Raw genomic sequence first — 22,845 nt, 5'->3', positions numbered from 1 at the left:
CTTTTTTGTATATATTATTTAACATTACAACTGTATTGCTTGTTATATGCAATTAAGACTAAAGAGCTTTAATAATACGTTCCATCGCCTTCATTTGCCCAATATGATCAGCTTCATGATAAAGCATCATACCGTAAAGCTCCCCTACTGTTTCCAATCCTAGGAATGGCTCTGGCAGTTTATTTTCAAATGCTTCTGCTGGAATTTCGTTAATACGTTTTGCTTGTTCTTTTAATTGAGCCGTTAACACTTCTAACGATGGTCCTTCTGTCGTCCATTTAGATGGTCTTGATCCATATCCAAACATACCTGGATATTCAGTTGGCAATTGTTTAAATTCTCTTCCGAACATGAAAGTCTCTGCTGCTGTTAACACGTGTCCAATATGCCAACGAATTGTATTGTTAAAACCCTCTGGCTGCGTATCCACAGTTTTATCATCTAACGTTTCCATAAATTTAAGTAACGCCCCGCGCGTTATTTCAAATTGTTTTAAACCCACTAGTCTATTCATTTTATCGTTCCCCTTCTTGATGTACAATTTATTATGAACTAAGAATGTTCAACTTATTAAAGTTTCACCTTGTTTAATCTATCAGAAACAAATAAGAAATACATCTAATATGCTTATTAAAAATAATAAAAAGGTTCACTCCTCGTAAATATAGAATTACTTACTATGTTAATAAAAGAGGAGTGTACTTGCATGTTACATATTTTAAAACAACAATATAATCTTATTAGTGCTACAAGAGAAACTCTATTTTCGTTTTTGGAAGAAATCCCAGTAGAAAAATTACATAGCACAGTTTCTAATTTCGGAAGCGGTAGCATTATAAAGACTCATATTCATGTAGCCGATTGCTATCGATACTGGCTTGGATCATTCGCATTCAAGCAAAAAAGAGCAGATTTTTCATTTGCTAGCGATTACGAAATTGAGCATGCAGATGTAGAAAAAGTTCGCGCTAGATTTAAGTTAGTAGATGAGACTGTACAACGTTTTTTAGATGAATACAATGACCGTTGGCTCGAAAATATAGCAAATGAAGTGAAATGGCAAAAAGAACCTTGGAGCACAACTCCGCTATGGCTTTTAACTCATACGGAGACGCATGAATTTCACCATAAAGGACAAATTGTATCTATGGCTCGTCACCTTGGATATACTCCTCCTGATACAGACCTTAGTTAATACATTCGTGTTCATTTAAAAGCGGAATGAGCAGCAAGAATAATAGTATGATCAAAAAACTCGTTGATACATTTTGTTGTGTATAAAACTTTTATTATTTGTTTTAGGTATACCATACCATTATAAAATTCATGTAACATCGAATTAAGATTCATATTTTTTATGTAACTCATTGAAGAAAGTTTAAGTATTTATACATTCAATTACTAACTAAAGGAGAAAATTATAATGAGATTAGAGAGCGAAAGAATTTATTTAAGGCCTCTTTGTCAGCTAGATGCTCCTATTATATTAGAAAGTACAATGGATGATGAAATAAGATATATGACTGGAACTAAGTCCACTTTTTCATTGGAGCAAATTACGAAACATATAGATCATATAAATAATGATTCAAGTCGCTATGATTTCGCTATTTGTTTACAAAGTACTGACGAGATGATTGGAGAGTTGTCGATTTTAGATATCGATGAGGAGAACAAAAGAGCAGGATTCAGAATATCAATGATTTCAATAGCATTAACAGGACAAGGCTATGGAACTGAAGCTATTAAAATAGTTTTAAGTTTTGCTTTTGAACAACTATCATTAAATCGTTTACAGTTAGAAGTATTTAGCCATAATTTACGCGGAATTAAAGCTTATGAAAAAGTTGGTTTTGTAAAAGAAGGAACCTTACGTCAATCTTTATTTTATAACGATACATACTCAGATGAAATTATTATGGCCATACTTAAAAGCGATTATATAGACAGACCTTTGTAAATGGATGTACTTAATCTATTAAATAATTTTAAAGAACCTTACCACAATAAAATGCAGTAAGGCTCTTTCTTTTTTTATATCAAATAACAGCTCTTAAAACGTGTATAATCGTATCAATACCAAATAGTCTCCGCATAATTATATGCATCACTATTCGGAATGGCATGTTTCCCTTGTGCTTGTGCCTTTCTTGGATCTAAATCATATACCATTGGCGTATAGCATGATGTTTGCCCTTTATTTACAACACCATTTCCTCCAGCACTTCCGCAAGTGTATGCCTTTCCATCTGTTTTTCTAACAATCCTTGCATCAGCTTCATTATTATAAATTGCCAGGCGAGTTACAGTAACTTTCGCCCATGCTGTCTTACATGTCGTGCTAAATTTTAATTCTACATAAGAATTTGAATCAATCCACTTCTTTTCTTTCGTTACTGCGGATTGATCACAGCTATTATAATAAGGACTTTTCCCATCATATGAATGGTCTTCTGCGTATGCTTTATCATTGTTGGTCGTACTAAACACACTAGTTACGATGAGCAATGCCAGACAAAGACATGCGCTTACCTTTTTAAAAAGCTTCATAGAATTCCACTCCTTTATTAATAACGTCCAGTTTTCCCGTAACCGTTATTAATCGTCACCGCTTCGGCATCAGCTGTATAACCAAAATCAGCAGTTAAATCAAACACCATTCCTGTATACGTACTCGTTTGTCCTGTTTTTATTGCTCCATTGCCACTATTAGAGTCTACTGATTTTTGGAATACACCATTTTTATATTTATTAATAACAGCGTAAGCATATACCCCTCCAGAAACAGAAGGAGCTGGTTGATCTAAAACAAGCTTAGACCATGCTGCATGACATTTATTACTGTAACGTAAATACACTGTTCCTACTTTTTTACTACCTTCATAAACTGCTGTAGACTTTGCATTAAATCCATCTGCATCACACGTCGTACTTCCCCCGTATACTTTCGTTGTTGCTGGATTTTTCCCGTCATAATAACTACTTAAATCAGTAGCTGCAAATGTACTTTCTTGAAAACTAAATAATACACCTATACTTGCCGCACTTAACACGCATACTTTCATTAACTTTTTAAACATTTTAAATTCCTCCTCACAATAAGTACGTATACTAAAGACAAGCTATACTGCTATGTAAGTCCTCCTTTCACGCTTCCTAGAGGCATCTTACAGAAACGAATAAACGTTGTAAATTCCCTTATGATTATTGGAATATACGAAGAATTTTACTTATCCTTGTAAGAAAAAAGTTGAGAAATACACATTTTATAGCATTCTATATTTAAAACATAAAAGAACCGATACTTGTTATATTCAAGCATCGGTTCTTTATACAAAATTGTCATTTTTTCTTTTATATAAAATAAATATTTCTCCACTTAATCCGTTACAAAAAACTCCCTCGTTACATCAATAAATTGTCGCAGTGGCACTGTCATCCATTTGTCTTTATGCCAAGCGATTTGCGTATAAATCGGAGAGATTGTATTTTCTAAATGTAACTCTTTTATCGTCCCCTCTCGTATATCTTTTTCTACTACTATTGCTGGTAAAACGGCTATGCCTAAATCTGCAATAACACATTGTTTAATTGCTTCAACACTAACAAACTCAATTTTATTTGCTGGATATACATCTTCCCCGCGAAATAGCTCTTCAAATAAAGTCCGATACGAGCAGCCTAATTCTGTTAGTAAAAGTGTTTCACTCTCTAAATCTTTTATAGAAACTGAAGGTTGTTCAAGTAAACGATGCCCTGGAGCAGCTACTACTTTTAATTCTTCTTTCATAAGTGGTTCCACATGTAAAACATCTTCTGTTTTACACTCATCCAAAATAAATGCAAGATCTACTTTTCCCTCCATCAATTGTTCCTTCGCATCTTTATTGGAATGTGCTGGTTTAAATATAAGTTTTATTTTTGGGAATTGTATTTTAAACCTCTTTAATATAGAAGGCAGTCTGTATGTACATTGACTTTCTTGTGCACCAATTATTAACGTACCTGCTATTTCCTCATCATCTTTCACAGCCGTCTTCGCTGCGTTACTAAGTGCGATTATCTTGTCCGCATATAGTTGAAACTTTCTTCCTGCTTCAGTTAAGAAAAGACGTTTCCCTAATCTCTCAAATAGTGGTGTACCGAGCTCAGCCTCTAATGTTTTAATTTGTGCTGTCACGCTCGATTGGGCAAAGTTTAATTTCTTCGCAGTTTGTGTAAAGTTCAAAGTATCTGCTGCTACTTTAAATGTAATTAATTGTTTTATCTCCATTTATCATCCTTCTTTTTCAATCGGTATTTTCGATTGATTTCATCGAAATAATCCTCTTTGTCTATTGATATTTATATTGTATGATAAAGAGCATCGACAAACAATAAAATGGAGGTATTCCATATGAAAGCACTTTGTTTCGAACAGTTTGGAAGTCCAGATGTACTACAATATAAAGAAATAAACGATCCAACCATAAACCCAAATGAAATTCTAGTACGCACGAAAGCAATCGGATTAAACTTCGCTGATATTTATAGACGCCGCGGTGATTATCATCTCGCTGGCAATCCGCCTTATGTATTAGGTTATGAAGGAGCTGGAATTGTTGAAAAAGTAGGAGCTGACGTTACTACTATCAACCTAGGAGACCGTATTGCATTTGCGGACGTCCCATTTGCAAATGCAGAACTAGTTGCCGTTCCATCAGAAAAAGCCATCCTACTTCCGGATTCTATTTCTTTTGAAACAGCCGCTTCTGTCTTATTACAAGGATTAACTGCACATTATTTAACGCAAGATAGCTATCAAATAAAACAAGGTGATACAGCTTTAGTACACGCTGCAGCTGGTGGCGTCGGTCAACTTCTCGTTCAAATGATTAAACTATATGGCGGAAAAGTAATTGGTTTAACGTCATCAAAAGAGAAAGCAAAGATAGCTACATTAGCTGGTGCCGATCACGTATTTTTATATACTGAAGAATGGCATACGAAAGTACTTGAAATGACTAATGGAACTGGAGTAAATATTGTATATGAATCAGTAGGTTCTACATTAGAGGAAAGTTTTAACGCTACTAAAATTGGCGGTACTGTCGTATTTTACGGAATGGCTGGTGGTAATCCTGCTCCAGTTGATCCGCGTATGCTTATGGATACTTCAAAAACTTTAACTGGCGGAGACCTTTGGAACGTGCTTACTACTTTTGAAGAACGTAAGCAGCGCTCTACTCAATTATTTGATTGGATCACTAGCGGAAAAGTAAACATCGCGAGTCCTACTACATTCTCTTTACAAGATGGTGCTCTTGCACATAAATTATTAGAGAGTAGAAAAAGTACAGGAAAGATTTTATTAATTCCATAATCATTCCAATAAGAAAAGGAAGCTAGATTTCTCTACCTTCCTTTTCTTATTTCTATTTGAGATTTAATTATATTTCCACACTTTCTTTCCCTTTTGCAACATAACTCATATCTCCAACCGACTCGACTGTATATGTTCCATCTTGGTATACAATCTTCGTCACACTAGCATTTTCCACCCCAAGTTTTGTTTTGCTACTGTCTAACATTTCTATTAAGGTAGTAATCAAAAGCCCATGAACGACAACTAAAACGTTACCGCCACCATTTCCAGCAGCTTCTTCACTAATTTTATCTATCTCTGTTTTTATACGAGTAGAAAATAAGTCCCAATCTTCCGCCTGTTTCGTAGGATCTGCTACTCTAATAAGATTAATCACTTCTTGAATAGAAAACTTCATAAGTTCTTCTGGTGATGCAACGCCTGCAGCTTTTCCAACCACATCCCACATATTCTCAAGTTTTTCACCTTCAAAAATACCGAAATTTAATTCTCGCAAATCTTTTCTTTGCTCAAGTTTTAATTTTGATTGCTCACTATATTTTAATACTAAATTAGCAGTTTCAATTGCGCGGCCGCTATCACTACTATATGCATTCATAAAATGAATATCTTTTAATCCTGTTCCTAAATTTGTGGCAACTTCAACACCTTTTTCTACTAAAGGAGAATCTGCCCAACCTTGCGCGCGATGATTCGTATTTAATATTGTTTTACCGTGTCTTGTAACATATAACGTCACTACATTCTCATTGCTATCTGTTTCTCGCTTATTCATTTCATTCTCTCCCTTTACGTTTCTATATCAATTTTACCACCTCAATTATTCATTGAGCAAAATATACGTCAGTAGATCCGCTTAATAAAAAAAGCTATCTTTCTGTATATCCATACAAAAAGATAGCACCTTTTATGATTACATTTCTTAACCGGTACTCCTACTCAGCAAAAGCACTCGAATATTGTACAATTCCTTCTACACCTAGAAGAGCATTTTCTGTTAATTCCTTTATCATAAATACCTCTTCAGGCACTTCAAACGGTGCTTTTATATTCCACTCACTTGCTTTCTTAAAACCAAATTTCGGGTAGTACTCTGGATGTCCTAATACTACAACTGATCCGTATCCAAGTTCTTTCGCTTTTTCTAAAGCAGCCGTAATCAGTTTTCCACCAATTCCTTTCTTCTGATGGCCCCTAGCAACTGAAACTGGTGCAAGTGCTAACGATTCTACAGAAGTTCCACATTGTTCTATTGTAATTTTCGATAACATAATGTGACCAACTATATCTTCATCTACCGCAACAATTGATAACTCCGGAACAAACGCGTCACATTCTCTAATACGTTTTACAAGTTCATGTTCTGTTTTATCACTAAATTCTTCAAGTGAAAATGCCTCTTTTACGACTTCTTCTGTTTTTCTACAATCGTTTTTTTGTTCTTGTCTAATCGTTACCATTTTAACTTATCCTCTATTCTTTCTTATTTCTTTTTGAATTTTACGAAGTGCTTTTTTCGATCCGCGCTCAATATCGTGTTGCATTTTTCTTTCTTTATAATCAACAAATAGTGTATTTAAATCGTATCCTTCTGGATATAACTCCTTCGCTGCTACTTCTAAAGTAATACGTTTTACATTTACTTCAACGAATTCACCGTTATAATATACAACAACGTTATAAAAATTATCTTTTTCCTTATAGATGATACCAAAATCATCATGATCCAATAAATTAACACGATCGCCGATTTTGTACTCATAATGAGATTCTCTTTTTTCTTGTACGAATTTCGGTTTTCTAATTTTACTTTCATTCACTTTTTCTAAAGCGTACTCTTTATTTCCCATGTACTCTTTCGCCCTTTTCAGTACATGTTCTTTTACGTTCATTTTATTCGCAATCCAAAGTGCATTACTTTCTCCTGATTTTCCGATAACTAATTTATAAAGCGGCTCTAACGTTTCACTATTAAACTGCATCGCTGCATTCATAAAGTCATCATGCATTTCTGAGAATCGTTTAATTTCTCCGTAATGCGTACTCGCAACGGTAATACATCCCGCAAAGTACAACTCTTCTAAAATAGAAATTGCAAGTGCTGCACCTTCATTTGGTTCTGTACCGCTCCCTATTTCATCAAATAAAAGTAACGTATTATTATTTGACATCCTCATAATCTCAGAAAGATTTTTCATATGAGATGAAAATGTACTTAGTGCGTTTTCGATACTTTGATTATCACCAATATCTACAAATACATTTTCAAAAATAGCGATTTCTGTCCCTTTATCTCCTGCAATATGAAGACCTGACATTGTAGCTAATGTTAACAATCCAATTGTTTTTAACACAATTGTCTTTCCGCCCGCATTCGGCCCTGTAATAATTAAACTACGATACTCTTGACCAATTTTAAAATTTAAGGGTACAACTTGCCCTGTTAAAAGCGGATGCTTACAATTCACTAAATGAATGTAGCCATGATCATTTAACTTCGGTTCTATTCCATCAATCGATTTACTAAACTTCGCTTTCGCAAATACCATATCATACTGACTAATTAGCTCCATGTTAATCTTTATACTATAAATATTTTCTAATACCATCCCTGATAAAGTCGCTAAAATTTGATATTCTTCAACCGCTTCTTCTGCTTTCAAACCTGCTAGTTCTGCATTCAATTTCGTAACCGTATGCGGTTCTATAAATACAGTAGAACCTTTTGCCGAGGCTTCAATAATACTTCCGGCAACTTGGTTTTTATAGGAAGATTTAATTGGAATCGTATAACGGTCATCCTTTTTACTAATAAAGAATTCCTGAATGAATTTCTTATTTGCACTACTATTTAAAAACTTCGTTAAACGTTCTTTTATTTTCCCATCTACAGAATCGATATTATTTCGAATTCGTTTTAACTCTTTACTTGCAGCTGCATCAATACTATTTCCTTTAATTGAAAAGTTAATTTCCTCTTCAATACTTTTATATTCAGTCATTGAATTTGCATAAGAAGCTAATACTGGTGCAAAAAATTCTTTATCTAACATAAACTTTTTAATCTTTCTACATCCACGTAAAAAGTCTGAAACACTCACTAATTCTTCTGGATCTAAAATCATACCTTTTTCTAATTTTTGAATTGTACTAGCAATATTAGAAATGCCGAAGAAAGGAACATGCCCTTCTGCATCTAATATAGCTCGTGCTTCTGTCGTTTCATTCAACCGATTTCTCACTACTTTTATACTCGTACTCGGCTCTAATTTGTTTAATAATTCCTTACCTAATCCACTTACACAATAAGATTTCACTATATCCTTTAATTCGTTATATTGTAACTTTTCAAAAGTCATCGTATTCATTTTGTTTCTCCTCACTATGATTGATTTTTATCATAAATGAAGATACCTACTCATTAGATTCCAATGAGTCATATATAAAATTCCATAATTATACAATAAAAACATATACAAAAAAGCTGCGGGGATACCGCAGCTTTTACATTTACAAGGCATGTGTAATAACATATGAGGAAATAAACCATAAAAAATAGATGGCAGTCCCTTATTACACGCTTTATAAAGTATTGTAGGTATCTTCATAGGTTTTGAAATAAATGCATGACAAAATTAGGGGTATGATGTACATAAAAATCCCCTGGTCTTATCCGATTTATTTCATTAAATTTTTCCTATTTAATACCTACCGCACTCACAAAAAGCACCTCTCATTAAGTTATATTATAGTCATTGAAATCTAATTTATTGAAATCATCATACTATATGTTACGTGAGAAGTAAAGGTGTCATACTTTAGTAGTACGTAACTATAAATTTCAATATTGCTTAAATTAGGTCTATATTCGCTGAAGAGAAATTATAAGAAGCGCCTCCGCTATTGCGAATGTCATTTACTTCCCCAAATACATTTAATAATTATGACAAGCAATGATAGGAGGTTTACTATATGAATGAAGAGTATAGTATTTTACACGGACCTGCTCTGGAACCAAATTTAATCGGTCCCACACTACCATCAATTCCACCATTTACATTCCCCACCGGACCAACTGGAATCACAGGACCTACCGGCGCGACAGGTTTTACCGGAATTGGAATAACTGGTCCTACCGGGGTTACAGGTCCTACCGGAATCGGAATAACTGGTCCTACTGGGGTTACAGGTCCTACCGGAATCGGAATAACTGGTCCTACTGGGGTTACAGGTCCTACCGGAATCGGAATAACTGGTCCTACTGGCGCAACCGGTTTAGGGATTCTTCCCATATTTGGAACAATAACTTCTGAAGTAGGAATTGGTTTTTCAGCAGTAGTTAATACAAATATTAATTTTACCATTCCAGGACCTGCTAGTGGAACTACCCTAAATCCATTAAATAATTCTATTACAATTGATACCACTGGCGTGTACTCTGTATCCTTTTCAATTGTATTTGTAATACAAGCTATATCGTCTAGTATATTAAATCTTACAATAAACGATTCCATTCAATTCGCAATTGAAACGCGAGTTGGTGGTGCTTCTGGGGTGAGAGCTACATCCGCCAGAACTGATTTACTACCTTTAAATCAAGAGGATGTTCTTCGAGTACGAATAAGAGAAGCCACGGGTGACATTATATATTCCAATGCCTCTCTTGTTGTTATAAAGGTCGACTAGCTCTTTTATTACAATAAAGATTTATGAAAAATAAAGTGAAACTTTAATAAGCCCTCACCAATCGGGCTTCCCACAAATAGCGGGATAAATATGCACAATATAAAAAGAAGAGGGAAACTTATATTTCAGTCTACCTCTTCTTTTTCATCACCAAATTATTGTTGAACATATATGGAAACTGATCCTCCACTTACTTGGAACTGCCCCCATCCGTCCTTATTAATTGTTACAGTATTTGTTTGATTACCCGTAATATCGTACCATACTTCCCCTGCGTTATTCTTTCCAACATCCATCCACTTCGCCCCTCCTGGTCCATCAGAGATTAATGTTGCTAAACCAGAATTAGCATGTACACTATCACCTTCTCTTGTCCAGCCAATCACATCTGGATGATCAAAATAATCACGTTGCGTACCATATGCAAAGTTTTTTCGTGCCGTCAAAATCGGATCAATTTTGTCCTTTAACACTGGAATTTCATAGTTACTATTTCCTTTTGTACCATAGTAATCACCATAGAAAACAGAAGGATACCCCTCTGCACGCGTTAAAATAAATGCATATGCCAGCGGTTTGAACCAAGGGCTCACTACAGATTCCAATGACTGACCAGGCTGTGAATCATGATTTTCAACTAGAGTAACCGCAAGTGTAGGATGATTCGCAACTACCGTTCCTTTTAAAATATTTCTCATATCATAATTTCCATTTCCTGTTGAAGCATAATGAAAATTATAATGAAGTGGTGCATCGAACACAGATTGATTATAATTAACCTTCGCTAAATAATTATTTAAAGTCTGGATATCATTTTGCCAATATTCAGCTACTGTAAACATTTCTTTCCCTGTTTGCTGTCTAACATGATTTACCCAATCGCGCAAATATTCATGATCAATATGTTTAACAGCATCTAAACGAAAACCATCTAAATTTAATTCATTCGCATACCACGTTCCCCATTTTTTCATTTCATTCGCAACATCTGGATGATCAAAATCAAGATCCGCATACATCAAATAATCATAATTCCCATTCTCGCTAGACACTTCCCAGTCCCATGCTTTACCTATGCCCCTAAATTTATAAATTCGGTTTAATTTCCTTCCTTCATCCCAATCCGTTCCGTCAAAATGATACCATTTCCATTTGAAATTAGAATAAGAATCTCCACGCCCTGGAAAGTTAAATCCCGTCCACGCACTAATTTCATAATCACCTGATACTTCATTATTTCGATTGCTCGGGTCTACCTCAACTGCTGTGACAGTTTCTGTATAATCAGCCCCACCTTTATGATTCATAACTACATCACCGTATACATCGATGTTTTTCTTATGTAAAGCGTCAATTGCAGATTTCAATTGTGCTTTCGTCCCATATTTCGTCCGCACTGTGCCCTTTTGATTGAATTCCCCCAGATCATATAAATCATATGCTCCATATCCTACGTCATTTTGCGTAGTTCCTTTATATGCAGGTGGTATCCAAACAGATGTAATTCCTTTTTCCGCTAAATTTTCAGCATCAGTACGCAAACGATTCCAATGATTCCCATCATTCGGAGAATACCACTCAAAATACTGCATTAACGTTCCATTGTTAACTGTGTCTGCATATGCCTTACTCCCCTCATATATACTAGGTAAAAACATAACAACTGACAATCCGACTATTGTTATTCTTTTAAACATCTGTACACCATCCCCTTCCAAGAAAGCGTTTGCATAGTTTATCAGAATTATTATAATATTCGTCCCACCGTTAGTAAAGTAGCAATCTCTCACTCTCCCATATTATTTTTAATCTAATTTCAAATATTCAACGTAGTTTTCATTTCACATCCTATTCAAGATTGTTTACAATTTACCTATAAAAGCATAACGGAGGGATTTCGATGACAGACTTTCAAAAACAATTTTTCGCACGATTACATATAGAAGAAAAAGACACAGTTTCATTTGAAGATTTATCTAACATTATGTACGCAATGGCACAAACTGTTCCTTTTGAAAACTTAAATATTCTCGAAAAGAATTTTAAAGAAATATCAAAAGAAAATTTGAAAGAGAAAATTTTAGTAAATAACCGTGGCGGTCTTTGTTATGAACTCAATCCTACTATGTATTACTTCCTGAAAGATTCTGGATTCGATGTTCATCTCGTTTCAGGAACAGTTTATAACGCTGCAAACTCCATATGGGCTGTTGATTCTGGCCATATCGCAACCGTTTTAACACATCAGAATGAACTTTATTTAATTGAAGTAGGATTCGGATCATACTTACCTCTTGCCCCTGTCCCTTTCTCAGGTGAAGTCATTCACTCTGCTACAGGAGATTATCGTATTCGTAAAGAAATGACCGAAAAGGGAAACTACATTTTAGAGATGCGGAAAAACAATGAGTTCTTGGATCAATCTTCTGCTGATGATTGGACGTTAGGCTATGCATTTTATATAGAAGAAGTGGATGAAGAAAAAGCAAATACAGCACAAAAAATTATCGTTGAACATGAAGGATCACCCTTTAATAAAGTACCTCTTATTGTAAAACTAACTGAAGATGGGCATGCCTCTTTAACGAAAGATAGCCTTACAGTAGCGAAAAATGGTAAAAAAACGAAAGAAACCGTTACAGACATGCAATATACAAACCTTTTACATTCAAAATTCGGAATTACACTATAAGTAAGTAAGCCTTGTTATTTTAGCAAGGCTTTTCAATTTTCAGCAGGGATTTTTTGCAATTTGTTGTATTTCATAGTTATATAGAAATATAACTACATGTTTAGAAAGGAAATGATTATGACAGAACTTAAAGATCGATTACAAGTAGCTGATATAGAAAAATGGGATTTAACAGACATTTACCATACAATTGAAGATTGGGAAAGTGATTTTCATAAAATTGAAGTATTAACGAAGGAATTACAAGAATTTAATGGCAATATTCACGATGGCAATAGTTTATTAGCTTATTTAACGAAGAGTGAAGAAATTTCTAGCATAATATCTTTAATGTTCGCTTATGCACGATTACAATCTGACCTTGATACACGCGATACTGACGCGCAATCTCTTGTCGATAAAGTATCACAATTACACGTGAAAGTAAGTGCAGCGAAATCTTTCTTTTCCCCCTTCTTACTTAGCATAGACGAAAACACATTACATTCTTACATAGAAGATACAGAAGGCTTACAATATTATAAAGAAGACTTATTTGAATTATATCGTTATAAAAAACACGTATTGAATAAGGACCAAGAAGCAATTTTATCACAAATGGGTGAAGCTCTTTCTTCTCCACAGCACACATTTGGTATGTTAAATAATGCAGATATATTATTTGGTGAAGTGACGACTGACGATGGAGAAAAAGTGAACTTAACACGCGGAATGTATGCAAAGTTAATAGAAGATACGAATCGTGAAAAGCGTAAAGAAGCTTATAAAGCATATTACAAACCATATGTTCAGTTAAAGAATTCCATCGCATCTACTTTATCCGCTGCTATTAAAAATAATGTTACTGTTTCGAAATTAAGAAACTATCCATCAGCGCTAGAGAAATCATTATTTGGCGATATGGTTCCGAAAGAAGTATATGAAAACCTAATTGATACAACGAAAAAAAACATTCAAACATTACATACATACAATGAAATTCGAAAAGAAAAATTAAACGTAGATGAACTAAGACAATACGACTTAGGCGTCGATTTAGTAGAAGGTGCAAAACAAAACATCCCATATAGTGAAGCATTTGACATTATGATTTCATCACTAGCTCCTTTAGGAGAAGAATATATTGAGACATTAAAAAGTTTTAAAGATAAAAGATATATAGACGTAAGAGAAACACCAGGAAAACGTTCTGGTGCTTATAACTTTGGTGTATACGGCGTTCATCCTTTCATTCTTTTAAATCATCACGATGATTTAAACAGCCTGTTCACTCTTACTCATGAATGCGGTCACGGTATGCATACGCACTATTCACATGGATACCAACCAAGAATTTCTGCACATTATTCTATCTTTGTCGCAGAAGTCGCTTCTACAGTAAATGAAGTGTTATTAATTCACTATTTATTAAAAGAAGCAAAAGATACGGACGTGCGTAACCATTTAATTAACCATTTTATTGAGAAATTTAAAGGTACTTTCTTTACACAAATTATGTTTGCAGAATTTGAAAAAATTACACATGAAATGGCTGAACAAGGTAAACCATTAAATGCACAAGTCTTCAGTGAAATTTATGAAAAGCTATTTAAAGAATATAACGGTGATTCACTTGTATTTGATGAAGAAGTAAAATACGGATGGGCTAGAATCCCTCATTTCTATCGCCCGTTTTACGTATACAAATATGCAACTGGATTCGCATCTGCCATTCAAATCGCTGATAAACTATTAAGCGGTGATCCGAATGCTCAGAAAAATTATATTGAATTCCTTAAAGGTGGAAGTTCAGACTACCCATTAAACTTATTGAAAAAAGCTGGCGTCGATTTAACAACGCCAGAACCGATTGAAAGTGCATTGAAACAATTCACTCAACTTGTTGAGGAGTTTTCAACCCTATAAAAAAGAGCCTCTCGCTAGAGGCTCTTTTTTATATTCCCTTTCCTTCTATTAAATCATTCGCCATTTTCCTGAATTCTTGATTAAATGCGTCATTCATACCATTTTGGACGTTAGAAAATAATATGACAAACGTTCGTTTATCCCAGTTAAAATTATTAAAAGTGTTCCAGCCAGCTAATACACCGTGGTTATGATAATAATCTGGGTAAATATAGAAACTAAATCCATATTTTCTTGCAGGTGATGCAGAAAACATATCTGATACACTTTGTTTAGAAAGTAGTTTACCATCCATAATAGCTTCATCTAACTTTTTCATATCTTCAACAGTCGTATACATTTCACCACAACCATACAGCCAGTTCATTTTTAAGCGCGGCGTGGCTATTAACTTATTATCTTTTTTCGTATACCCTTCTGCTAAGAAAATATCTTCTGGAAGTGTTGCGCCCATTCCAGATTCATTCATTTCAACGGGAGTCAAAATATTTTCTTTCACATATTCAGCAAGTGGTTTATTCGATATTTTTTCTACAATATATGCAAGCACCATATAATTATAATCTGTATATTTCCATCCTGTCCCTGCTGGAAATTGTAACGTTTGTGCCCCAATCCACGTTACTAATTTTAACCGTGATGCTGCGTCAACACTACCTTGTCCCTGTTCTGGTAATCCAGACGTATGTGTTAACAAGTTTCGTAACGTAATATTTTTATCTGCTGGAAACGATGGGATATATTTATTTACATTGTCTTCAATGTTCAACTTCCCTTTTTCTTTTAGTTGCATAATAGATATTGCAACAACTGTTTTCGTAATAGAACCAATGCGATATTTCGTTCTTGGCGTTGTTAATACTTGATCTTTCACATTCGCATAACCGTAGCCTTTTCGTAAAATCACATGACCTTTACTTGCTACAAGAACACTTCCATTAAATCCTTTATCTTTTAAGTACTGATCTAGTTTTCCAGCTGCAATTTCATAACGCTTTTTCTCATTCGCATCAATTTCCTGCTTAACATCTTTTTGCTTACTATTTACATTAGAAAATGCCTTTGCATCATATTTTTTTCCTTTATTTGCATGTATTAGTGTAACAATACTTCCACAAAAAACTGCAAAAATAAAGAAAACGATTAACCATTTCTTTAACATACTAGGAACCCTCTTTTATCTAGTTTCACTTAACGTACATCCATTCTATTTTATATCTTTTAATTATCAAGTATATTATAATATTATTTAATATTCACTCTGTTAAAACTAGATTCCTTTTTCTCATTTTCAATTTTGACTACTCTCTATTGTATTTCTTTCTTGCAAAATTTCCAACATACAATCGGATGCATTACACTATAATTTCAAATTCTTTTGTAACATTTGTTACATACTAAAAAGAATGGAGATGTAATATGAAAAACACCGATAAACGCAATCGTTTAGATGATAAGATGTTTCATTATCGGATAACAAAAAATAACATGGTATTAATTGAATATTACAGAAAACAGATTATAGTATTAAAAGGAAATGATGCTGAAAAATTTTTAAATAAAATAAATCATGCAAATAACGATAAAGAAAAACAGCTAATTATGGCTAAAATTACAGGTAATTTCAAAAGAGGTAATGAACGAAATTGAAAACGAATCTCATTTACATTTTGATTATACAACAAATAAAAAAAGAAATGTCGCTCATTCAACATTTCTTTAGACTTTCTTCATAAAAAATTTACATTGCTAACATTCCTTCATTTTCTATACTTCCTATATAAGCTAACCGCTGAAATAGTTAGTAATACAACTATGCATAACCACGCATACGTATATCCCTTCTTATCTACAATATAACCAAATAAAGCAGGCGCAGCAATAATGGCAATTTGATTTAATGTAAGTGCAAAACTCACTGTCATCCCTACCGATTCTTCACTTGCTGATTCCGCAACTTCAGTTATAAAAAGACTAAACCATCCAATTGAAAAGAATCCTAACAACGCACTTACACCATACAATACATTCGTTATTGTATGTATGCTCATTACTAATATTAGAATGAAGAAAATAGAAATACAAACAGTTATAAATAAGAGGGTACGCCTATTCCCCTTATAAAATAAATCACTAGTAGCTGCTAATATAACCCTACCAACCATTCCAGAAAAGAACATAACGGAAAATACTTTTCCAGCTAAAATTGGCGTGATTGATTGTTCCAATACTAAAAATTTTATAAAGTGCGCAACTAACACCATTTGCAATGAAATCATACAAATGCCAGTTATATAAATTGCATACAACTCTTTTTTACACATCACTTCTTTTAACTGCATCCAAAAAGAAAGTTTACTACGTTCTTGTTTAACTTTCTCTTGAATATATGGTTCCTTATAAAATATAAAAAATAAAAACCCTCCAATTATACAAATACATGCAATACTATTTACCGCATAGGCCATATTATATTTTATTGTAAGAAACGGGATCAATACTCCCGCTAATGTACCACCAATCGGTATACCGGCTTGTCTAATCCCCATCGCTAACCCGCGATTTTCTTTTGAGAACCACTTCATTATCACCTTACTTCCTCCTGGCTGCGAAACACTATAAAACGTTCCTACTAATAAAAGTACAAAGAGTAACCCATTAAATCCATTGACCATATTAGTCAGTAAAAACGAACCTCCTAGTAAAAATGAACTTATCGAAATTAACAACTTTTCATTGTATTGATCAAGTAGCCGCCCGACAAAAAGCATACAAAATAGCGGTCCTATATTTACAACACTTACTAACAATCCAATCTCCGTATTCGTAAGTGCATATTCTTCTTTCCAAAATAAAGCAAACGCTCCAACACCATACGTTATAAGTGTCGCTGTTGTTTGAGCAACCGTCGCAAAAATTAACATAACCCACTTATAAGTACTATTCACCCTTTCTTCCATTAACACAATAATCCCTCCATCCCCTTCCATTGTATGAAAGTTCTGATATCATATAAAATAAAGATTTATCATGTAATCCATCAAAAAAAATGATACCTTTTCTGGAGGGATGATACTTGGATATAAAAGATTTAACTGTATTTTACGAAGTTGCGAAAGAAAAAAACATATCTCACGCAGCTAAAAATTTAAACTATGTACAGTCTGGCGTAACAATGCGTATGAAACAACTAGAAAATGAACTAGGTGTACCTTTATTTTACCGAAACGGAAAAGGTGTAACTTTAACTTCTAACGGTGAGATTTTATTAACATACGCTAAACAAATTATCCACTTAATGGATCAATCTGTTAAAGCAATTCAAAGTAATGGAATCGAACCAAGGGGCACTTTAAAAATTGGATGTACAGAATCTACAACCGCTGTAAGACTTCCATCTATATTAACGGCCTATTATGAGAAATACTCAAAAGTCGAATTGATTTTAGAATCAAATACGACGGAACAATTGATTAGGCTTGTACTAGAACGAAAACTGGACGGAGCGTTTATAGCTGGCTCTACTCAGCATGCTGAACTTCATACAAATATATTTCGTGAAGAAGAATTAGTTCTCATTAGCAAAAAGCCTTTATCTTCCTTTAAAGACATAGGAGACATGAATTTACTTGCATTTAGTCACGGGTGCTATTATAGAAATTTATTAGAAGATTGGCTTCAAGAAGAAGGAATTTCACCTAAGCGAGTATTAGAGTTTGGAACAATTGAAGCGATACTTGCATGTGTAAAATCAGGTATGGGCATAGCAATTATGATGAAGTCTATTTTAAATGGTCATCAACATGACATATCATTCAACCCTTTGCCAAATAGCTTCAAAAAAGTTCCTACTACTTTTATTACTAGAAAAGATATATATCACTCTGCTGCATTACAAAAATTTATGGAGATGACTCACAATGCGTGAAAAGAAAATACGTGGTATGAAACGAAAAACAAACACTATGATAAAGCGAATTGAGGAACATACAAAATCGTTCCCTTCTACTTTCTATAACGATGAATATTGGAATATGCTATTGCCAGTTTCGCAAGCTTTTATTGACTCTCGTAAAACACCTAGAAAAGTAAAACGGTTATGTATTCAAACCCTATTAAATCAAGCAAATCATTATATTTAAAAATGAGGACTACTTTCATAATTTCTTTAATAGAGATAGTGAATTTCAAAAATGGATTCTTCTTTCAAATGAAATTGATTTTTGGGAGACATGGGAAATGTCAGTTTGTCATTCCTTCAAAACGCTTCACTTTCAAGAAATTATTTATGATGCAGATGAATGCTATGAAAAAGAGATTCTGTTTATCGGAGAGTTAGATTAAAAAGGGTATACCTAAAACACTGGTATACCCTTTTCCACTTATTTTTCCTTCAATACACTATGTAATCGATCCGGATAATTTGTAAACATTCCTGTAGCACCCCATTTGATTAACAGTCTCATATCTGGTTTCTCATTAATTGTATAAGGGTGAATTAACAGTCCATTTTTCCTAGCCATTTTCATATAGGACTCATCAATAATTAGTTCCCCGTTATCATTACGTAAGTTTGGTCCAATACCAGCTGCATACTTTTTAATTTCTTGAAAATCATCATTTGTTACACTTTTCGGTTCATGTGTAATGCCAGACCATTCAACAATTTCATTGTTTTCATTTGGATAATACCAAAGCAATTGAACTAACGGAATATTTTCATTCATACTATGAATCTTTTTCAAACTATCTTTACTAAATGATTGAATCATAACACGGCTAGAAGACATGTTTTGGCCTACTAAATTATATTTTTGTAACAACGCCAACAATTTCTCTTCCATTCCTGGATACACATCTGGTGATTTTGTTTCAATATAATACTTCATACTTCTTCCATACTTTTGGAAGATTTCTTCAAGAGTTGGAACCTTTTGCCCAACATACTCTTGCTTAGCCTTTTCTGGATACGCTTTATTAAACCATGATCCAGCATCTAAACTCTTTATTTCGCTTAACGTTTTATCGCGTACTTCGCCTGTTCCATTTGTAGTGCGATCAACTGCTGTATCATGCATTGCAATTAATTGGCCATCCTTTGTTAATTGAATATCTAACTCTAAATAATCCGCTTTCATTTTTTTCACTAAATCATAAGAAGCAAAAGTATGCTCAGGTGCATGTCCACTTGCTCCGCGATGTGCAATATTTAAAAACTTATTCGTATTCCATTCATGCTTTCCTTCTGCTTTCGCATGAACAGCTCCCCCAGCAAAGATACTTCCAGTCATAAAGAAAATAACTAAAACGCTAATAATCTTTCTCATTCTTCTAACCCTTCCTACGTTGCAAATTTCAACAAGCTAATGAGATTTACACGAAACAGAAGACACACTTTCATTATTTTTATAAACCTATATTAAAATTCCAATCTTACAAATGTTTTCTATATTATTAATATAGAAAACTAGTATTATCCTATTTAATTTCTATAGCCCTCCTTTTCACATGTAACTCCCTATTTTGTACGGTTCATTCAATAAAAAAAGCCATAAATTATTTAGGCTACACTCCTGTATCCCTAAATAAATTTATGGCTTTTCTCAAATATCTCCGGCCTCTATTAACTTGTCGAATTTAATCATATCAAACCTATTGAAATTTGTGAATATTTTTTTCAGTGCAGTGAAGCACATAAAACAATATTTCTGTAGTTACTTAAAAATCACATAATAAATTTCTCATTACCTCGTCCAATACTATATCTGGATTTACTACCGCTTTTTCTGAACGCCATCCTATAAAGCCATCTGGTCTAATTAATACAGCACCTCCATTCTCTATACCATATAATTTGCTAAAAATATCTTCTGGAGCAATAAAGTCTCCACTTAAGCCAACACGATACCCTTTTATATTTATTCCTAATTTAGCTGAAACAGTATGTGCTGCCTCAGCCCAAGAACTATTCTCTACTCCTGTAAGTAATACAAAACTGTTACCGAATAAGTCTAATGTAGAAACTTTCTTCCCTTCATACGTTCCCCATAAATGTGGCGCTCGCGTTCCAGGTCTTCCGTTCAACTCTATGCTATCCATTCTATGTGGAGTGACTGAATTATCTATAATCGCCTCTGAACAATACTGATATCCAACTGTAACAGCTAAACCATCCATATTATTCAAACTGCCTTTCTCTCTCTTCGCAGCACGAAACAGTAAACTACTTGCATAAGCTGTCGTTAATTTTGCAACAGAGTGTCTCTCTTCATGATATGTTTCTAACAATTTTGGTTTTGCCTTTCCTTTTATAACAGCCGCTAATTTCCAAGCTAAGTTATGCGCATCTTGTATTCCTGTATTTGAACCAAATCCGCCTGTTGGTGGCATAATATGTGCTGAATCTCCAACTAGAAAGACTCGATTTCCTTGAAATTTCATTGCTGTACCTTCGGCCGCTTCCCACGGTAAAACACTTAATATTTCTGACTCAACATTTGTACTTCCAATTGCTATTTCAATAATTTGTTTACAACGTTCCATCGTGAAATCCTCTGGTCCCTCTCCTTTTAATGGATCGTAGGCTACATGGTAAATCCATTTTTTCACGTTATCTACTGGGATCAGTGCACCAAGAACCTCTGGATGAAGTACCATAGAAAAACCGAATGCGTCTCCTTGTATAAACTCACTTAAGTCTGCTTCAAAATAAATATTCATATAATAGCCACCAATGGTTCCACGCCCCTCAGTTTTAATCCCTAACTGCTCACGTATTTTACTTTTCGCTCCATCCGCTGCAATTACATAGTCACAATGTATGACACTTTCTTTGTCTGTTTCACGATTTCGAAGCTTTGTTTTTACCCCGTTTTCACTTTGTTCAAATGAAACTAATTCATGATAAAAAGATAGTTGCCCGCCTAGCGTTTTTTCTTCTTGTAACATCATCTCTTCTAAAATAATTTGATAACATGCAGTTTGTTTTGATGGACTAATCTTTTCTATTTTTTGAAGTAACTCTTCATCGTTTCTGTATTGCGTCGCTCTCATTTGTTCCAATTCTTCTTTATTCGCTTCAGCTATTGTATGAACCGCTATTCTTCCTCGGCAGTTCTCTAATGCTTTACCTGCCAATTTAATTCTTTTTTCCAAGCCTAATTCTCGAAATAACTCCATTGTACGTAAAGTAAGACCGCCTGCTTTCGGATGAATGGCAGTAGACGGATGCCTTTCAATAAGTAAGTACTCAATGTTATGTTTTGCAAGAAATAACGCAGACGCTAACCCAGATAATCCCCCTCCAACAATTAAAACTGGTACATAATTCGATTTCATATATTTCCCCTCCAAATCATTGTTCTGAGCTCAGTGACATAAATATAATCAAAAAAAACATTAAAATATAGACTTATATTTCATTTTGAATTATCATATAGATAGATTACGCCCCAAAATTCCTTTTACCTTTTCATACATCTATAATCACCTGAATTGTGTCTGTATGAAAGTGTAAAACAAAAGAACGTACTTTACGTTGAACCATGTTCTATCGTAAAATTCAAAAATAATACAAACATTATAAGCGGTCGTAACCTTATGGATTATACAAGGTTACGACCGCTTATTTTATTGTTACATCATTTTTTGTTTTTAAAACCTCATCTATTGTGTTATGTAGTCCTTCCAATCCCTTTTCTATCTCCCTATAATTTTCAACAATAAAAAATTCATTCGTCTCGATTTTCTTTCTCAATATTGCACCTCATACAACAATCATGTAGCATTACCGTATCGAAGTAATGGTTCATCATCTTAAACCTTTCGACTAATTACCTGGAGGCAAAGTGATTGAAATGAATAAACAAGAACAATTAAATATTATAAAAAAAGATTTTATTGATTCTCAAAAAGTATTATTGGCAATTGGTGATGAAACGCGTCAAGCTATTTTATTAGTGCTAATGGAAACGGAATGTCAAACAGGATTACGTGTAGGAGAAATCACGAAGCAAACACACCTTTCCCGTCCAGCAGTATCACATCACCTTAAGATTTTACGAGAAGCTGGCATTATTTTAATGAGAAAAGAAGGTACAAAGAATTTTTATTATATTGATATACGTACAAAATTAGGTTTATTAAAAAATCTTGTATTAGATATTGAGAAGCTATTGCAAAACTTTTATTAAAACTT

22 protein-coding genes and 1 pseudogene are annotated in these 22,845 nt (G+C 33.9%); 10 read left to right on the top strand and 13 right to left on the bottom strand.

All coding sequences use genetic code 11. The annotated features are described in order from the left end of the window. Window positions 1–58: 58 nt before the first annotated feature. Complete coding sequence (locus ACTFP3_RS09590; RefSeq protein ID WP_001081123.1) at window positions 59–514, bottom strand: DinB family protein; 456 nt, start codon at window positions 512–514, stop codon at window positions 59–61. 192 nt (window positions 515–706) lie between these two features. On the opposite strand from ACTFP3_RS09590, the gene ACTFP3_RS09585 reads away from it, so the two are divergent. Both ACTFP3_RS09585 and ACTFP3_RS09580 read left to right on the top strand, forming a co-directional pair. After that, the gene (locus ACTFP3_RS09585) at window positions 707–1,195 is read left to right on the top strand and encodes a DinB family protein (protein WP_006925360.1); all 489 of its coding nucleotides are present in this window, start codon (window positions 707–709) and stop codon (window positions 1,193–1,195) included. 228 nt (window positions 1,196–1,423) lie between these two features. After that, window positions 1,424–1,960, top strand: a complete 537-nt coding sequence (locus ACTFP3_RS09580; protein WP_086388730.1) for a GNAT family N-acetyltransferase — start codon at window positions 1,424–1,426, stop codon at window positions 1,958–1,960. Between the two features lie 113 nt (window positions 1,961–2,073). Here the strand turns inward: ACTFP3_RS09580 and ACTFP3_RS09575 are convergent, their stop codons facing one another. The 3 genes from ACTFP3_RS09575 to ACTFP3_RS09565 form a co-directional block, all read right to left on the bottom strand. After that, window positions 2,074–2,550, bottom strand: a complete 477-nt coding sequence (locus ACTFP3_RS09575) for a DUF2690 domain-containing protein (protein WP_016123103.1) — start codon at window positions 2,548–2,550, stop codon at window positions 2,074–2,076. Window positions 2,551–2,567: 17 nt separating this feature from the next. Continuing rightward, entirely contained in the window at window positions 2,568–3,080 is a 513-nt protein-coding gene (locus ACTFP3_RS09570) for a DUF2690 domain-containing protein (protein WP_086385099.1), read from the bottom strand. Window positions 3,081–3,379: 299 nt separating this feature from the next. Beyond that, a complete protein-coding gene (locus ACTFP3_RS09565; protein ID WP_324659390.1) occupies window positions 3,380–4,273 on the bottom strand; it encodes a LysR family transcriptional regulator in 894 nt (297 codons plus the stop codon). Between the two features lie 123 nt (window positions 4,274–4,396). Between ACTFP3_RS09565 and ACTFP3_RS09560 the strand changes: the two genes are divergently transcribed. After that, window positions 4,397–5,362, top strand: coding sequence for a quinone oxidoreductase (locus ACTFP3_RS09560; protein ID WP_326036394.1), 966 nt, complete (start codon window positions 4,397–4,399; stop codon window positions 5,360–5,362). A 67-nt stretch (window positions 5,363–5,429) separates the two neighbouring features. Here ACTFP3_RS09560 and ACTFP3_RS09555 read toward each other — a convergent pair whose 3' ends face one another. The 3 genes from ACTFP3_RS09555 to ACTFP3_RS09545 form a co-directional block, all read right to left on the bottom strand. Beyond that, window positions 5,430–6,140, bottom strand: a complete 711-nt coding sequence (locus tag ACTFP3_RS09555; RefSeq protein ID WP_016123107.1) for a histidine phosphatase family protein — start codon at window positions 6,138–6,140, stop codon at window positions 5,430–5,432. A 160-nt stretch (window positions 6,141–6,300) separates the two neighbouring features. Further along, on the bottom strand, window positions 6,301–6,825 hold the full coding sequence (locus tag ACTFP3_RS09550) for a GNAT family N-acetyltransferase (RefSeq protein ID WP_000256457.1): 525 nt from the start codon (window positions 6,823–6,825) through the stop codon (window positions 6,301–6,303). Between the two features lie 6 nt (window positions 6,826–6,831). Continuing rightward, entirely contained in the window at window positions 6,832–8,733 is a 1,902-nt protein-coding gene (locus ACTFP3_RS09545) for an endonuclease MutS2 (protein WP_001095187.1), read from the bottom strand. A 604-nt stretch (window positions 8,734–9,337) separates the two neighbouring features. Here ACTFP3_RS09545 and ACTFP3_RS09540 point away from each other — a divergent pair. Further along, entirely contained in the window at window positions 9,338–10,051 is a 714-nt protein-coding gene (locus ACTFP3_RS09540) for an exosporium leader peptide-containing protein (protein ID WP_440010191.1), read from the top strand. A gap of 155 nt (window positions 10,052–10,206) precedes the next feature. On the opposite strand, the gene amyS is transcribed toward ACTFP3_RS09540, so the two are convergent. Then, on the bottom strand, window positions 10,207–11,748 hold the full coding sequence (gene amyS / locus ACTFP3_RS09535; RefSeq protein ID WP_326036396.1) for an alpha-amylase: 1,542 nt from the start codon (window positions 11,746–11,748) through the stop codon (window positions 10,207–10,209). Between the two features lie 203 nt (window positions 11,749–11,951). Here amyS and ACTFP3_RS09530 point away from each other — a divergent pair, with 203 nt between their 5' ends. Next, on the top strand, window positions 11,952–12,743 hold the full coding sequence (locus ACTFP3_RS09530; RefSeq protein WP_326036397.1) for an arylamine N-acetyltransferase: 792 nt from the start codon (window positions 11,952–11,954) through the stop codon (window positions 12,741–12,743). 117 nt (window positions 12,744–12,860) lie between these two features. Then, on the top strand, window positions 12,861–14,648 hold the full coding sequence (gene pepF / locus ACTFP3_RS09525; RefSeq protein ID WP_326036398.1) for an oligoendopeptidase F: 1,788 nt from the start codon (window positions 12,861–12,863) through the stop codon (window positions 14,646–14,648). A 28-nt stretch (window positions 14,649–14,676) separates the two neighbouring features. Here the strand turns inward: pepF and ACTFP3_RS09520 are convergent, their stop codons facing one another. Beyond that, window positions 14,677–15,810, bottom strand: a complete 1,134-nt coding sequence (locus ACTFP3_RS09520; protein WP_000915193.1) for a serine hydrolase domain-containing protein — start codon at window positions 15,808–15,810, stop codon at window positions 14,677–14,679. 257 nt (window positions 15,811–16,067) lie between these two features. Between ACTFP3_RS09520 and ACTFP3_RS09515 the strand changes: the two genes are divergently transcribed. Further along, window positions 16,068–16,298 (top strand): hypothetical protein, encoded by a 231-nt coding sequence (locus ACTFP3_RS09515; protein WP_197323947.1) that lies wholly within the window; start codon window positions 16,068–16,070, stop codon window positions 16,296–16,298. Between the two features lie 110 nt (window positions 16,299–16,408). On the opposite strand, the gene ACTFP3_RS09510 is transcribed toward ACTFP3_RS09515, so the two are convergent. Next, window positions 16,409–17,638 carry an MFS transporter gene (locus tag ACTFP3_RS09510; protein ID WP_006923421.1) on the bottom strand — a complete coding sequence of 410 codons (1,230 nt, stop codon included), beginning with the start codon at window positions 17,636–17,638 and terminating at the stop codon, window positions 16,409–16,411. 86 nt (window positions 17,639–17,724) lie between these two features. Between ACTFP3_RS09510 and ACTFP3_RS09505 the strand changes: the two genes are divergently transcribed. Both ACTFP3_RS09505 and ACTFP3_RS09500 read left to right on the top strand, forming a co-directional pair. Then, window positions 17,725–18,576, top strand: a complete 852-nt coding sequence (locus ACTFP3_RS09505; RefSeq protein WP_326036400.1) for a LysR family transcriptional regulator — start codon at window positions 17,725–17,727, stop codon at window positions 18,574–18,576. Further along, window positions 18,569–18,992, top strand: a pseudogene (locus tag ACTFP3_RS09500) (DUF3916 domain-containing protein). The gene ACTFP3_RS09505 and the pseudogene ACTFP3_RS09500 overlap by 8 nt, the downstream one beginning before the upstream one ends. Window positions 18,993–19,030: 38 nt before the next feature. Here the strand turns inward: ACTFP3_RS09500 and ACTFP3_RS09495 are convergent. From ACTFP3_RS09495 to ACTFP3_RS09485, 3 genes are all read right to left on the bottom strand, one after another. Beyond that, window positions 19,031–19,975, bottom strand: coding sequence for a glycerophosphodiester phosphodiesterase (locus ACTFP3_RS09495; protein WP_001226340.1), 945 nt, complete (start codon window positions 19,973–19,975; stop codon window positions 19,031–19,033). A 391-nt stretch (window positions 19,976–20,366) separates the two neighbouring features. Then, window positions 20,367–21,986: an FAD-dependent oxidoreductase gene (locus ACTFP3_RS09490; RefSeq protein WP_326036401.1), complete on the bottom strand. Its 1,620-nt coding sequence runs from the start codon at window positions 21,984–21,986 to the stop codon at window positions 20,367–20,369. Window positions 21,987–22,272: 286 nt separating this feature from the next. Further along, entirely contained in the window at window positions 22,273–22,404 is a 132-nt protein-coding gene (locus ACTFP3_RS09485) for a hypothetical protein (RefSeq protein ID WP_001227549.1), read from the bottom strand. Between the two features lie 91 nt (window positions 22,405–22,495). Here ACTFP3_RS09485 and ACTFP3_RS09480 point away from each other — a divergent pair, with 91 nt between their 5' ends. Next, window positions 22,496–22,840 (top strand): ArsR/SmtB family transcription factor, encoded by a 345-nt coding sequence (locus tag ACTFP3_RS09480; RefSeq protein ID WP_000571870.1) that lies wholly within the window; start codon window positions 22,496–22,498, stop codon window positions 22,838–22,840. Window positions 22,841–22,845 lie beyond the last annotated feature (5 nt).

Source organism: Bacillus cereus group sp. MYBK5-2 (assembly GCF_051915685.1).
GTDB lineage: Bacteria > Bacillota > Bacilli > Bacillales > Bacillaceae_G > Bacillus_A > Bacillus_A cereus.
This window is presented reverse-complemented; position numbering and strand designations above follow the sequence as displayed.

Coding starts and splice junctions, on each gene's coding strand:
- ACTFP3_RS09545 (WP_001095187.1), bottom strand. CDS start 8,733: ATGAATACGATGACTTTTGAAAAGTTACAATATAACGAATTAAAGGAT.
- ACTFP3_RS09550 (WP_000256457.1), bottom strand. CDS start 6,825: ATGGTAACGATTAGACAAGAACAAAAAAACGATTGTAGAAAAACAGAA.
- ACTFP3_RS09590 (WP_001081123.1), bottom strand. CDS start 514: ATGAATAGACTAGTGGGTTTAAAACAATTTGAAATAACGCGCGGGGCG.
- amyS (WP_326036396.1), bottom strand. CDS start 11,748: ATGTTTAAAAGAATAACAATAGTCGGATTGTCAGTTGTTATGTTTTTA.
- ACTFP3_RS09580 (WP_086388730.1), top strand. CDS start 1,424: ATGAGATTAGAGAGCGAAAGAATTTATTTAAGGCCTCTTTGTCAGCTA.
- ACTFP3_RS09560 (WP_326036394.1), top strand. CDS start 4,397: ATGAAAGCACTTTGTTTCGAACAGTTTGGAAGTCCAGATGTACTACAA.
- ACTFP3_RS09530 (WP_326036397.1), top strand. CDS start 11,952: ATGACAGACTTTCAAAAACAATTTTTCGCACGATTACATATAGAAGAA.
- ACTFP3_RS09540 (WP_440010191.1), top strand. CDS start 9,338: ATGAATGAAGAGTATAGTATTTTACACGGACCTGCTCTGGAACCAAAT.
- ACTFP3_RS09555 (WP_016123107.1), bottom strand. CDS start 6,140: ATGAATAAGCGAGAAACAGATAGCAATGAGAATGTAGTGACGTTATAT.
- ACTFP3_RS09495 (WP_001226340.1), bottom strand. CDS start 19,975: ATGAGAAAGATTATTAGCGTTTTAGTTATTTTCTTTATGACTGGAAGT.
- ACTFP3_RS09575 (WP_016123103.1), bottom strand. CDS start 2,550: ATGAAGCTTTTTAAAAAGGTAAGCGCATGTCTTTGTCTGGCATTGCTC.
- ACTFP3_RS09585 (WP_006925360.1), top strand. CDS start 707: ATGTTACATATTTTAAAACAACAATATAATCTTATTAGTGCTACAAGA.
- ACTFP3_RS09520 (WP_000915193.1), bottom strand. CDS start 15,810: ATGTTAAAGAAATGGTTAATCGTTTTCTTTATTTTTGCAGTTTTTTGT.
- ACTFP3_RS09570 (WP_086385099.1), bottom strand. CDS start 3,080: ATGTTTAAAAAGTTAATGAAAGTATGCGTGTTAAGTGCGGCAAGTATA.
- ACTFP3_RS09510 (WP_006923421.1), bottom strand. CDS start 17,638: ATGGAAGGGGATGGAGGGATTATTGTGTTAATGGAAGAAAGGGTGAAT.
- pepF (WP_326036398.1), top strand. CDS start 12,861: ATGACAGAACTTAAAGATCGATTACAAGTAGCTGATATAGAAAAATGG.
- ACTFP3_RS09515 (WP_197323947.1), top strand. CDS start 16,068: ATGAAAAACACCGATAAACGCAATCGTTTAGATGATAAGATGTTTCAT.
- ACTFP3_RS09565 (WP_324659390.1), bottom strand. CDS start 4,273: ATGGAGATAAAACAATTAATTACATTTAAAGTAGCAGCAGATACTTTG.
- ACTFP3_RS09490 (WP_326036401.1), bottom strand. CDS start 21,986: ATGAAATCGAATTATGTACCAGTTTTAATTGTTGGAGGGGGATTATCT.